The organism is Stenotrophomonas sp. PS02298, from assembly GCF_029959445.1.
In the GTDB taxonomy this organism is placed as follows: domain Bacteria; phylum Pseudomonadota; class Gammaproteobacteria; order Xanthomonadales; family Xanthomonadaceae; genus Stenotrophomonas.
Genome location: NZ_JASCOR010000045.1, coordinates 15,756 through 29,184, shown reverse-complemented (window position 1 = coordinate 29,184; position 13,429 = coordinate 15,756). Strand labels below are relative to the sequence as shown.

At 62.7% G+C, this 13,429-nt stretch carries 8 protein-coding genes and 1 riboswitch; of the genes, 6 read left to right on the top strand and 2 right to left on the bottom strand.

What is annotated here, in order from left to right:
* Positions 1-209 precede the first annotated feature (209 nt).
* Positions 210-1,790, bottom strand: coding sequence for a BCCT family transporter (locus tag QMX78_RS09010; RefSeq protein WP_282268588.1), 1,581 nt, complete (start codon positions 1,788-1,790; stop codon positions 210-212).
* Positions 1,791-2,068: 278 nt separating this feature from the next.
* A riboswitch (TPP riboswitch) is annotated at positions 2,069-2,170 on the top strand.
* A gap of 116 nt (positions 2,171-2,286) precedes the next feature.
* Between QMX78_RS09010 and thiC the strand changes: the two genes are divergently transcribed.
* The 6 genes from thiC to QMX78_RS08980 all read left to right on the top strand — a co-directional run bounded on the left by thiC (position 2,287) and on the right by QMX78_RS08980 (position 12,082).
* The gene (thiC, locus tag QMX78_RS09005) at positions 2,287-4,161 is read left to right on the top strand and encodes a phosphomethylpyrimidine synthase ThiC (protein ID WP_282268586.1); all 1,875 of its coding nucleotides are present in this window, start codon (positions 2,287-2,289) and stop codon (positions 4,159-4,161) included.
* A 106-nt stretch (positions 4,162-4,267) separates the two neighbouring features.
* Entirely contained in the window at positions 4,268-4,858 is a 591-nt protein-coding gene (locus tag QMX78_RS09000; protein ID WP_282268584.1) for a DUF4136 domain-containing protein, read from the top strand.
* Positions 4,859-4,915: 57 nt separating this feature from the next.
* Positions 4,916-5,599 (top strand): ion channel, encoded by a 684-nt coding sequence (locus QMX78_RS08995; RefSeq protein ID WP_282268582.1) that lies wholly within the window; start codon positions 4,916-4,918, stop codon positions 5,597-5,599.
* A 241-nt stretch (positions 5,600-5,840) separates the two neighbouring features.
* On the top strand, positions 5,841-8,114 hold the full coding sequence (locus QMX78_RS08990; protein ID WP_282268580.1) for a winged helix-turn-helix domain-containing protein: 2,274 nt from the start codon (positions 5,841-5,843) through the stop codon (positions 8,112-8,114).
* 133 nt (positions 8,115-8,247) lie between these two features.
* Complete coding sequence (locus QMX78_RS08985) at positions 8,248-9,150, top strand: helix-turn-helix domain-containing protein (protein ID WP_282268578.1); 903 nt, start codon at positions 8,248-8,250, stop codon at positions 9,148-9,150.
* A gap of 61 nt (positions 9,151-9,211) precedes the next feature.
* Positions 9,212-12,082 carry a TonB-dependent receptor gene (locus QMX78_RS08980; protein WP_282268576.1) on the top strand — a complete coding sequence of 957 codons (2,871 nt, stop codon included), beginning with the start codon at positions 9,212-9,214 and terminating at the stop codon, positions 12,080-12,082.
* 219 nt (positions 12,083-12,301) lie between these two features.
* Here the strand turns inward: QMX78_RS08980 and QMX78_RS08975 are convergent, their stop codons facing one another.
* Positions 12,302-13,417 carry an HDOD domain-containing protein gene (locus QMX78_RS08975; protein WP_282268574.1) on the bottom strand — a complete coding sequence of 372 codons (1,116 nt, stop codon included), beginning with the start codon at positions 13,415-13,417 and terminating at the stop codon, positions 12,302-12,304.
* Positions 13,418-13,429 lie beyond the last annotated feature (12 nt).

Genomic DNA, 13,429 nt, shown 5'->3' with positions numbered 1-13,429 from the left:
GCGCGAAAGGGAGGGGGCCGTTCTTGGCGATCTGCAAGATGGCGACGGAGCCGCTTCTACCCCCTCCCTTTCGCGCAGCGAAGGGGAGGGTTGGGGAGGGGTAGCTCTTCGCCGCCGTCCTTACCAGCCAATTGTTCAGCCACATTGCGTGGCTGGATACGAAGCCAGCCATATCCACCGCGGCAATTCACAGCTCCCCGCAGCTCCGTCTACTTGTCCAGACCTGACGAACGCTCGGTGACTGCACGTGCTTCTTCCTGTGCCGCCTGCTCGCGCTCGATCCATGCCTCCATCATGTGCCGTGCGCGCTGCGCGAGCCGGCGCTGGCGGTTGTGCTCGGCGTCCAGTACGCGATACAGCGATACCATCACCAACACCATCAACAGCGCGAATGGCAACGCTGCAATGGTGATCATGCCCTGCAGTGCATCCAACCCACCTGCGAGCAGCAGAACCGCTGCGATCAGTGCAATGGCAATGCCCCACACCAGCTTGCGTGACAGCGGCGGATCGCCGGCCTCATCGGTGGACATGCTGGCCAGCACCAGCACCGCGGAATCGGCCGAGGTGACGAAGAAGATGACCAGCAGGACCAAGGCCAGGCCCGACAGCAGCAAGGAGGCCTGCATGCTGTCAAACAGCGTGAACAATACCGTCTCATAGCCATTGCCCAGCGCCTGGACCAGATCAGCGTGGCCAAACAGCTGCGCCCACAACGCGGTGCCACCGAACACGGAGAACCATAGGAAGCCGAGTAGTGTTGGTGCCAGCACTACCCCGACCACGAACTCGCGCACGCTGCGGCCGCGTGAAACCCGCGCAATGAACGACCCCACGAACGGCGCCCAGGCAATCCACCAGGCCCAGTAGAAGATGGTCCAATCGGCGACCCAGGTGCTGCCCGAGAAGGGCGACATACGCAGGCTCATCGTCACCAGCTGGTTCAGGTAGGCACCCAGGGTGGTGGTGAAGGTATCGAAGATGAAGCCGGTGGGGCCGAGCACCAGCACTGCGGCAAGCAGCAATGCCGCCATTGCCAGATTGAAGTTGGACAACCACTTGATGCCACGGTCCACGCCGCTGGTGGTGGAGATCATGTAAAGCACGAAGGCGACGGCGATGACCGTCATCTGCAATGGCACGCCGGCGGTGACGCCGAACACACGTTGCATGCCGGCCGCGATCTGGATGGTGCCGAATCCCAGCGTGGTGGCGACACCGATTGCGGTGGCAACCACGGCGGCAATGTTGACCAACGTGCCGATCCAACCGCGATGATGACGGCCGATCACCGGTTGCAGCATGTCGCTGATCAGGCCGCGGCCGTTGCGGTTGTACTGGAACCAGGCCATTGCCAGCCCGATCAACGCATAGATCGCCCACGGGTGCAGGCCCCAGTGGAAGAACGAGTAACGCATCGCGGCGCGGGCGGCATCCATGCTTTGCGGCGGCAGGCCTTCCGGCGGGGTGACGAAATGCGATATCGGCTCGGCCGCGCCCCAGAACACCAGGCCGATGCCCATGCCGGCGGCGAACAGCATCGACAGCCAACTGGCGCGGGAGAAGTCCGGCTCGGCATCTTCTCCGCCGATGCGCAGGCTGCCGAAGCGCCCAAACGCCAGGTACAGCAGGAAAGACAGTGTCAGGAACACGATCAGCAGGTACATCCAGCCAGCGCCACGCACAACCTGGGCCAGCGCGGCCTGCACCACGTCGTTGAAGGGGCCGGGCGCGAGGCCGGCAATCAGCACCAATACCGCGACCAGTGCAATGGAAATACGAAACACCATGAAGGAGCTTCTCCGATCAAATGAGCGATTGAGGGGAGCGAGCCTGAGCTTGCAGGACAACCGGCTGGCACCACGGTGCCGGGCCGGGAAAGGAGGGGCGGCAAGCGCCGCAAGGCAGTCATTCGAAACGAGCCTGCGCGCGATGTTACTGAATGGCGCGTCACGATTACGTTAGTGGACTGTGACGCTGTGCAAGGAGACGCCTGCGGACAGCAGCTGCAGACCCTTGGCCGGTGTTCCTGCTGGCTTGGCTTTCCCCTCGATTGCAGGTCTAATGACGCCCGAAGCGGGGGTACCGTGGCCATAGGGTCGCGGTTGAGACATACCCTTCGAACCTGATCCGGCTCATACCGGCGTAGGGAAGCTTCGTGTGCCGCCAGTCGATGTGCCCGCAATGGGCCGGGGCCGGCTGGCGTGCGCCTTCGCTTCGTTCCGTCATGCGAATCCCTCGCGTGGCCTTCGCACACCGCGTGTGGATAGACCAGGACGAATGCCAATGAACGCACAGCCCAGCCTGCAGCAACAGGCCCAGCAACTCTCCGAATCCGTGACCCGGCCGATTCCCGGCTCGCGCAAGATCTTCGTCGCTGGTTCGCGCGCGGACCTGCAGGTGCCGATGCGCGAGATCGCGCTGACCCGCACGCCCACCCTGTTCGGCGGCGAGGAGAACCATCCGGTCACCGTGTATGACACCTCCGGCCCGTACACGGATCCGCAGGCCACTATCGATCTGGCAGCGGGGCTGGCAGCGGTGCGCAGTGCCTGGATCGAGGAGCGCGGGGATACCGAGCAGTTGGCCGGGCTCAGCTCCGAGTTCGGCCGTGGCCGCCAGCACGATGGCAGGCTTGATGCCGTGCGCTTTCCCGGCCGCACGCTGCCGCGCCGCGCGATTGGTACCGCCAATGTCACCCAGATGCACTATGCGCGCCGCGGCATCGTTACCCCGGAGATGGAGTACGTCGCCATCCGCGAGAACCAGCGGTTGGATGCGGTGCGTGATGCAGGACTGCTTGCCCAGCATCCAGGGCAGAGCTTCGGTGCCAGCATCCAACAGATCATCACCCCGGAATTCGTGCGCGATGAGATCGCGCGCGGCCGCGCGGTCCTGCCGAACAACATCAATCACCCCGAGTGTGAGCCGATGATCATCGGCCGCAATTTCCTCACCAAGATCAACGCCAACATCGGCAACAGCGCGGTGTCGTCGGGCATAGCCGAGGAAGTGGAGAAGCTGGTATGGGCGATCCGCTGGGGCGGCGACACGGTGATGGATCTGTCCACCGGCAAGCACATCCATGAGACGCGCGAGTGGATCGTGCGCAACTCACCGGTGCCGATTGGCACGGTGCCGATCTACCAGGCGCTGGAGAAGGTGGATGGCCGGGCCGAGGAGCTGACCTGGGAGATATTCCGCGACACCTTGATCGAGCAGGCCGAGCAGGGGGTTGATTACTTCACCATCCACGCAGGGGTGTTGCTGCGACACGTGCCACTGACTGCCAAGCGTGTCACCGGCATCGTCTCGCGCGGCGGTTCGATCATGGCCAAGTGGTGCCTGGCGCATCACAAGGAAAATTTCCTCTACACGCACTTCGAGGACATCTGCGACATCATGAAGGCCTACGACGTGTCCTTCAGTCTCGGTGACGGCCTGCGCCCGGGCTGCATTGCCGATGCCAATGATGCGGCGCAGTTCGGCGAACTGGAAGCGCTGGGCGAGTTGACCAGGATTGCCTGGAAGCATGATGTGCAGACCATCATCGAAGGTCCCGGCCATGTGCCGATGCAGCTGATCAAGCAGAACATGGACAAGCAGCTGCAGGAGTGCGGCGAAGCGCCGTTCTATACGCTGGGGCCGCTGACTACCGATATCGCGCCGGGTTACGACCACATCACCAGCGCGATCGGTGCGGCGATGATTGGCTGGTACGGCACCGCGATGCTCTGCTACGTGACGCCGAAGGAACACCTGGGACTGCCCAACCGGCAGGACGTGCGCGACGGCATCATGGCGTACAAGATCGCCGCGCATGCCGCCGATCTTGCCAAGGGCCATCCGGGTGCGCAGGTCCGCGACAACGCCTTGAGCAAGGCGCGTTTCGAATTCCGCTGGGAAGACCAGTTCAATCTCGGCCTGGATCCGGAGAAGGCCAAGGAATTCCATGATGAGACGCTGCCCAAGGACGCCCACAAGCTGGCCCACTTCTGTTCGATGTGCGGCCCGCATTTCTGCTCGATGAAGATCACCCAGGATGTTCGTGAGTACGCGGCCGAGCAGGGCGTGGATGAAGGGCTGGCGTTGGCGGCGGGGATGGCCGAGAAATCGGCTCAGTTCCGCGAGCAGGGCGCGCAGGTCTACCGGGTCGAGTAGACCTGCGATACGGGGCGGGGCATCCCGGCGGGTGCCCCGGCCCGTGCTTGACGCCGGGACGCCGACGGACGTGTTAGCGTGCGCTCGTCCACACCAGGGGTAGGCCATGAAACTTCGCTTTGTTTCCTTGCTTCTCGTCTTGTCCTCGCTGCTCCTGCTGGGCGCCTGCGCCAGCACGCCGCGAGTTGCCAGCCAGGCCGATCCGACCGCCGACTTCTCGCGCTACCGCAGCTTTGCGTTCTACACCCCGCTGGCGCTCGAGCAGCACGGCTATACCACCATCACCAGCAACCGCATCCGCGCTGCGGTGCGCACGCAGATGGAGTCACGTGGTTACCGGTTCGATGAAGCCAACCCGGACCTGTGGGTGAACCTCAACGCCTACCTGCAGGACAAGACCCAGGTCACCACGATGCCGGAAGTGGATTACGACTATTACTACAGCTACCGCGCCCGCGGTTATGTTGCCGTGCCGTACTGGCGTGACCGCACCGACGTGCGCCAGTACACCGAAGGTACCTTGAACATCGACGTGGTGGATGCGCGGAAGAAGCAACTGGTCTGGGAAGGCGTTGCGGTCGGTACGGTGGGGCGGGTGAAGCCTGAGCAGCGTGGCGAGCGGATTGATGCCGCGGTGGCCGCGATCTTTGCCACTTACCCGTATCGTGCCGGAATGGCGGCCAGCCCGGGCCCCTGAGCTCCGTACCTTGCGGGTCTTGTCTCAACCACAACGTTTGGCACCGGCAATGAAAGGATGCGTATGCAGTCGCGCTTGAAGTGGATCGTGATGGCGCGAAGGCACCCATCGGCGTGGCTGCTGGCGGTGCAATTGCTGGGCGTGCTGCTTTACCCGGCGATGGAGCACATGCCGGCCGGACGCGCGTTGTTCGGTGCGTTCGGCATGGTGGTGCTGGGATTGGCGGTGTGGGTGGTGCGGCGCAGTCCGCTGTTGCTTTGGCTGGCGTTGACGCTGGCCATTCCGGCGGTGGTGTTCTCCATCGCTGGTGCCTTGTTGGGACGCCACTCGCTGATCGCGGTGGCGCAGGCATTCGAGAGCCTGCTGTATTTCTATACCTCGTGCAGTTTGATTGCCTACATGCTGCAGGACCACAAGGTCACGCGCGATGAGCTGTTTGCCGCTGGCGCCACCTTTACCTTGCTGGCCTGGGCATTCGCATTTGCCTATTCAGTGTGTCAGCACGTCTATCCGGGCAGTTTTGTCGCCATCAGCGAAGGCGATTTCAGGAGTTGGGTGGAGTTGCTTTATCTCAGCTTCAGCTTGTTGTCTGGGGTCGGCCTGAGCGACGTGGTGCCGGTGCATCCGCAGGCACGTGCATTGGTGATGTTGGAGCAGTTTGCAGGCGTTATGTATGTTGCATTGGTGGTTTCGCGGCTGGTTGGCCTGACCATCTACAAGGCAGAGAAAACTGAACGCTAGATAAAAAAATCGCGCCATAAGGCGCGAATCATGCAGCTGATTATGTAATTTCGTCGGCGAGAGAGAGCCTGATGTCGTCCACGTTTGGCACGTGGGGAACGTCGTTAGAGTAATATCCGTTGCAGATAAAACATTTGCTCTGTGCGTTGATGCCTTTTGCGGAATTTGGCGGCTTGTAAGGGATTGAACCCGGAAAGCTGGACACAGGATTCGTGTCCGCCAGCGATTTTGAAAGACCGCGATGGCAACGAACCCCACCGAAAAACCTAGCTCTGACCGACTGCGCGTCGGCGAGTGTCTGGTGGTGCTTTCCTCTCGTGAGGTGCATCAGCCAAGAACACGCAGATCCCAGCGGCTCACACCTAAATCGGTGGGGGTGTTGTTGGCGCTTGCGCGCAGGCCTGGGCAGGTGGTGACACGCGATGAGCTGTTTGCCGAGGTCTGGCCGGACACCATGCCGACCAATGATGTACTGACCCAGGCAGTTACCCAGTTGCGCAAGGCGTTTGCCGCTAGCGAGGCAGGCGAGGGTGCGCCTTATATAGAAACCATCGCCAAGACTGGATATCGGCTGCTTGCCACGGTGGTCTGGGAGCCGAGCGCGGATGTCGCGGATGTCGAGGCGCCCGAGGGCGTTGCGGCGGCGGCCACTGATCCAGCCCCTGCAGGCGCGCGCGAAGCAACGCGGCACAAACGTCGCAGGATGCGTCGTTATGGTCTGCTGGCAATCGGCATTGCCTTGTTGCTCAGCACGCTGGTGATGGCATGGCTGCTGTGGGAGCGTGATGTGCCATCGCAGGTGGATGCAACGGTTGCCGAGGGCAATCGGGTGGTTGGCAGCCCTGCGCGCCCCTACCGGTTGATTACCGCGACCGAAGACCTTGAGGTCAATCCTTCACTCTCCCCCGATGGGGCGTTGGTGGTGTTCGCGCGCGAGAAGGACAACCGCTCCAGCTTGTGGATACAGAGTGTAGGCAATGCGACCGCCACGCCCCTGCTGGCGACGCCCGCCGGTGCCTCGGATCGTTTCCCGGTGTGGTCACCAAACGGCCGCAACGTGGCCTTTGCGCGTTTCCTGCCGCATGGCGACTGCGAGGTGCTGGTGGTGTCGGCCACCGGTACCGGTCTGCGCCGCGCCACCCGTTGCGATGGAACCGACATGCTCAGCTTTGACTGGGCGCCGGACGGTGCGAGCCTGTTGTTTGGTTCCATGACCGGCCGTTACGCCAGCCGTGGCATACGCAGTCTGGACCTGGCATCGGGACGGTGGTCATCGTTGCAGTACGAAATCGGCGCAGACGATTTCGACTATGCGCCGCGCTACTCGGCGGACGGGAGAAAGATCGGTTTCGTGCGCAATCCCCAGGTAGGCGATATGTGGGTGATGGATGCCGATGGCAGCAACGCGCAGCGTTTGACCGACGAGGCCGCTGAAATCAGGGGCTGGAGCTGGTTGGGCTCGGATGAAATGGTATTCGGCCGCCGTATCGACAGTGAGGCGCGACTGTATCGCTTGGATGTAGCGACGCGTGCCTTGCGTGACATGGGCATCGACAACGCACAGAGTCCCGCGGCGTCGCGCGGCGGTGGCAACCTTGCGTTCATGCGCAGCCAGCCGCAGTTTGGCTTGTACCGCATTCCGTTGGGAGCCGATGTTGGGCCGGCGCAGCGCCTGTTTGCTTCCTCGGCGCGTGATGGCCAGCCAATGGTCTCGCCTGATGGTGCGCAATTGGCGTTTACCTCGGATCGTTCCGGTGCGTTCGCGTTGTGGTGGGCGCGCCTGAATGACCCGGCGTCCCTGCAGATGATCGAAGGGGTGCGCCCCGAGGCGCGGCAGCCCATGGACTGGTCCGCCGATGGCCGGCGTCTGCTGGTGACCGGGCGTGATGCTGACGGTGCACCGGGTATCTATGAGGTGGCGCCCGAGGAGGGCCACTGGGTGAAGTTGGCGGTCCCCGTGCGTGAACCGTTGCAGGCGGTGTATGGGCCAACTGCCGACACGCTGCTGGTGGTGGAACGCGGTGATGACGAGCGGATGGTGTTGACCTTGTTTGACCGCAGCCAGCAGCCTTGGAAACGCCTGGCGTCATTGGAAGGTGTGTCGCAGGTGCGTTTCGACAGTGCCGGACAACGGGTGCTGTTCACGCGCTTGGCCAGCGGCGGGCTCTGGCAGGCGGCACCGAGCCTTAGCCCGGACAGTGTGAAAGCTGTGCACGCCGAGCTGCCTAGTCGCTGGCGTTACCGTGCTTGGGCCGTGGCTGCCGGTGGCGCCGTGGAATACCTGGACATCAGCCGGGATTGCAGTAGCCGGCTCACTGCAATCGCCGGTGATGGCAGTAGCCAGTGTCTGGATGCGAGCCGCTTCAGTGCGAGCAACGGCTTCAGCCTGGCGCCGGATGGAAAGGCGGTTTTCATCGCCTTGGCCGCCGCTGACAATGCCGATATCGGGATGATGCGCATTCCGCAGCGTGCGCCGCGACGCGTGTTGGGCTTGGCTAAGTGGTTGTCGCCGTAGGAAATTGTGGTTTCGGAAATATTTCGTAGGGCTTATCGGGAAGAATTCGCAGCTTTCTCGCCGGACTTTCCTGACCCGCATCGCCAAAGTTGGCAAAACGTTCGCTCAATATGAGCAAACGATGGTGTGCGATATGCGGCAGGTTTCGTGGGTGGATCGTGGTCAGTCGGTGTCATTCGAGAAGCCTGCGGAGGATGGCCCGCGGCCTGCCTGTGTAGGTGTGGCGCGACTGGGCAGCCTGCAGACCTCTGGCACGGTGTTCACCGTGTGGCTGCAGTTGCGCGGCACTGCCTGGGTGGAGTCCAAGGAAGGCAAGTTCCGTCTTCGCCAGCGCGAGTGGATTGCCTTTGAAAAGGAATCGCGTCCGCTCATCCAGGCCGGCCGTGATGGCATGTGCATTGGTATCAGCCTGGATACCGATGCGCTGCGCATGCTCGGCACCCTTGCTGACTGCAGTGTCTACACCGGCCGCGGGCGCATGAGCCAGGGTGAGGCTCGCCTGGCGTTGCGTCTGTGGCGCGAGGCGCAGGCACCGGGCGCGACCATTCATCAACTGCGTCCGCTGCTGCTGCATCTTGCTTCCCTGCAGCGTGACCTTGCCGGCACCGTGCAGCGCTGCCCGGGCCGTTCGCGGATCCGCAAGCGTCAGGTGTTCGGTCGCATGCAGCGTGCGCGCATGTACCTGGAGGGCAACAGCCACCGCGTGGTGCGCATTGGTGAGCTGGCCGAGCTGACCAACTTCTCCAGCTGGTATTTGTCCAAGACCTTCCAGAGTCTGTATGAGGAGAGCCCGCAATCCTTGTCGGCGCGGCTGCGACTGGAACGGGCGGCGATGCTGTTGCGCGATACCGACATGATGATTGGCGAAGTTGCGTCGGCCAGCGGCTTTGACAACTGCTGCAGCTTCGCGCGTGCATTCCGCGCACGCTTTGGTGCGTCGGCCACGCAGTACCGTGAGCAGCCCGGGGCGTTGAAGCCAGATTCGGCAAAGCCTAAGGACGGCTCGCGCAAAACCAAGGTGGCAGTACGAACGTAACGTTCAGGGGTGTTTAACGCACCGCTAACTTTGTCGTTTGTTTAGCTCTTTGGAGAGATTGATGAAGCTTCGTAATTCTGCAGTGCGGTTGGGCTTGCTCCCGGCCGGCATTGCTATTGCCTTGACCCCCTCATTTGCTTCGGCGCAGGAAGCTGCTGCCGGTGCGACCACCCTGGATCGCCTGGAAGTCACCGGTTCGCGTATCCGTTCGGTGGACGTTGAGACCGCCCAGCCGATCTTCACCGTGTCCTCCGAGGACATCAAGCGTTCGGGTCTGGTCAGCGTCGGCGACATCCTGCAGAACCTGACCGTGTCGGGCACCCAGACCTTCTCCAAGGCTGCCGTGCTGGCATCCAACCCGGAGCAGGGTGGCCAGTACGCCAATCTGTACAACCTGGGTGAAATGCGCACCCTGGTGCTGGTCAACGGCAAGCGTTGGAGCTCCAGCCTGGCTGGCTTCACCGATATGTCGACCATCCCGAGCTCGCTGATCGAGCGCATCGAAGTGCTGAAGGACGGCGCCTCCGCCATCTACGGCTCCGACGCGATCGCCGGCGTGATCAACATCATCCTGCGCAAGGACTTCGAAGGCGCTGAAGCTTCGGTCTACTACGGCCAGAACAGCGACGGCGACGGTGCCAAGACCCAGTACAACCTGACCCTGGGCGCAGTTGGCGAGCGTTCGTCGATCATGCTGGGCGCTTCCTACACCAAGGAAGATCCGGTGTGGGCGAAGGACCGCGAACTGACCCGTTACACCTACGGCCCGAATCACGCTGAAGACGGCCTGAGCCCGGCCGGCCCGTGGGGTCGTTACACCGATCCGGTCACCGGCAAGGTGATGGTCATCAACCATCCGGGTGGCGTCGGCGCTGATTCCAGCGATCCGAACAACTACCACGAGATCAATGGCGATGATTATTTCAACGCCACTGAGCAGATGATGTTGAACCAGGGCTCGGAGAACAAGTCGGTCTTCGCCGCTGGCACCTACGACATCAACGACAACATGCGCTTCAAGTCGACGTTGATGTACTCGGAGCGCGACTCCAAGCGTCAGATCGCCGGCTACCCGCTGACCGCGACCTCGCAGAAGAATTTCCCGGTTGCGCTGAGCAAGGACAGCATCTACAACCCGATCGGTGCTGATATCACCACTTGGGGCCGTCGTATTTTCGAACTGCCGCGCATCAGCGAAAACAACGTCAAGTCGTTCCACTTCGACGCAGCTGTCGAGGGCACCTTCGACTTCAACGACCGTCCGTTCGACTGGGATGTGGGCCTGAACTACAACCAGTACGACGTGACCGAAACCAGCAGCGGCAACATCAACCTGCTGGCACTGCAGAAGGCCCTGGGCCCGTCGTTCATCAACAGCGCAGGTGTGGCGCAGTGTGGTTCGCTGGCCAACCCGATTGCACTGGGTACCAATGCAGCGCTGGGTCAGTGCACCCCGTTTGACGTCCTGGGCGGCGCTACCGCTGCTACCCCGGAAGCGCTGACGTACATCAACACCCTGCTCAACGCGACCTCGCAGAGCAAGAGCAAGCAGTACTTCGCCAACATCACCGGTGGTCTGTTCGACATGCCGGGCGACGCTGGTGAGCTGGCCTTCGCTGCGGGTTACGAGCACCGCGAAGTCAGCGGCTACGACCACCCGGATGCACTGTCCTCGGCCGGTTACACCACCGACCTGGCTGCTGGTGCTGCCTCGGGCAAGTACAAGGCCAATGAGTTCTACCTGGAATTCATGGTTCCGCTGCTGCGTGACCTGCCGGGTGCCAAGGAGCTGTCGCTGGATATCGCCAGCCGCTACTCCGACTTCGACAAGTTCGGCGACACCATCAACAGCAAGTTCAGCCTGACCTGGCGTCCGATTGAAGACCTGCTGGTGCGTGGTACCTACGGCGAGGGCTTCCGTGCCCCGACCATGGACGACACCTTCGGTGGCGGTTCGCAGACCTTCGATCGCTTCACCGATCCGTGCGATGCACAGTTCGGCATGCTGAGCGATGCGCGCGTTGCCGCTCGTTGCCAGGCCGAAGGCCTGAGCTCGACCTACCGTCAGACCGATGCTGCTGGCAAGCCGATCACCGCGCGTGACACGCAGGCCAATGCTGCGTTCCAGTCGGGCGTTGGCAACGACCAGCTGCAGCCGGAAACCAGCAAGACCCGCACCGTGGGTCTGGTGTACAGCCCGAGCTATGTCCCGGGTCTGGACGTCTCGCTGGACTGGTACAAGATCACCGTTGATAACGTGATCACCGCCGTGTCCGCCAACTACGTGCTGGGCCAGTGCTACCAGAACGGTGTTGCGCAGTTCTGCGACCAGTACGGTCGTGATGCCACCACCGGTCAGGTCACCAGCCTGAGCCGCGGCAATGCCAACCTGGGCTCGCTGGAAACCGAAGGCTACAACTTCGGCGTCCGTTACCGCCTGCCGGAAACCGAGATTGGTACCTTCGGCGTCAACCTCGATGCGAACTACCTGAGCGCCTACCGTCAGCAGTCGACCAAGGGTGCCGAGTGGGACAACTACGCCGGTTACTGGAATTTCCCGCGCGTGCGTGCAACCCTGGGCTTGAACTGGGCCAAGGACACGCTGTCGGCTAACTGGGGCATGCGTTACTACGGCGGCTTCCGCGACTACTGCTACGACGATGGCGTTGAGTGCAACGAGCCGAACTACCAGACGCCGAACGGTGGCTGGTCGGGCGGCACCGGCGCCAACAAGAAGGGTGCGATCGTGTACCACGACGTGTCCGTCACCTGGCAGGCTCCGTGGGATGGCAGCGTGACCGTCGGCGCCCGCAACGTGTTCGACAAGCAGCCGCCGATCACCTATTCGGTGAGCAACAGCAGCGCCTCGCAGATCGATCCGATGCTCGACTACGACCGCTTCCTGTTCATCCAGTACAACCAGCGCTTCTGATCCATCGAAGCTCTGTGATGCATGACGAAGGGTGGGCCGCAAGGCCCACCCTTTTTCTTTGTGCGTTGCGTGCCCGGGTAAGCGCAGCGCATCTGGAATCGGTGTCGTAGCGTGAACCAATGCTTTGGTCGCATGCCAGCCGCTTTCAGCACGCAGAAACAACAACGGCCGCGATGCGGCCGTTGTCATTCAATCCTGATCTTGCAGTGCAGTGTGGGCTCAGGCGTCGACGCTCAAGCCCATCATCTCATCGGCAATGGCACGCCATTGCTCAAGCTTGGGCAGTACGCCGACATTGGCCAGATACTGCTCATCAACGGCGGTGCCGGCGGCCAGCGCAGTGGCGACGTGGACGGCACCAGCCACCCAGAAGCTGCGCACATTCGAGCGCCCCGGCTGCAGCTGGAAGGCGACGGCTTCGATGATCGGCATCGGCAGGCCCCACAGTCCCATCAGATAGGCGCCAGCCTCGGCGTGGCCGGGACGCGGGTCATCGGCCTCGGTTGCCTGGCGTTCATCGCGTACGCCGGGCAACAGCAGGCCGATATCGGCCAGCAGTGCGGCGGTGGAGCCGAGCTCGGCGCTGGACGCCGGCAGCATCTTGGCGGCCAGGCGTGAGGCCATCAATGCGCGTGATTGCAATGCGTTGCGGTCGGGCCCGGACATGCCGGGCAGGGCGAATACTTCACTGGCCAGGACCAGGTCGCGCAGGGTGGCCATGCCCAATCGGGTCACTGCGCCCCGCAGGTCGGAAATGGCGCGGCCACTGTTGAAGAAGGCCGAGTTGGACAGCTGCAATACCTTGGCGGCGATGGCCGGGTCGGCTGCGATCAGCTTGGCGATCTCCGCAGAGTCGCTTTCCTCGTCCTCTTCCAGCGCGTGGGTCAGGCTGATGTACAGGTGCGGCGGCGAGGGCAGCTTTTCGATGCGGCCGATGGTCTGGCGCAGGTGTGGGCTGTCCAGCAGTTCGCGCAGTTCCTCCAGGCTGGTCAATGCTTCAAGCAGCACTTCCGGGGCCAGCGGCAGTGGCAGGAAACGATGGGCCACGCCAATGATGCGGGCCGATGGCACGCGCTGGTTGTTGTCGCCGTCGATCAGGGCTATGCGGATGGTTTCCGGGCGTAGCGTGCGGATCTGCCCGAGCAGGGTGGCCGGGGCCAGGTCCGGCAATACCGGCGCAACGATGATCGCGTCGATGGTGGCCGAGGACACCGCGACGATGGCGGCACTGCCATCCGGGACCGACTGTACTTCCCACTCATCGCCCAGATCGGCGACGTACTCAAGCAGCTCGGCCGACAGGTTGGCTTCGCCACCGACTAACAGGATTCGCAAGACACTTCCCCT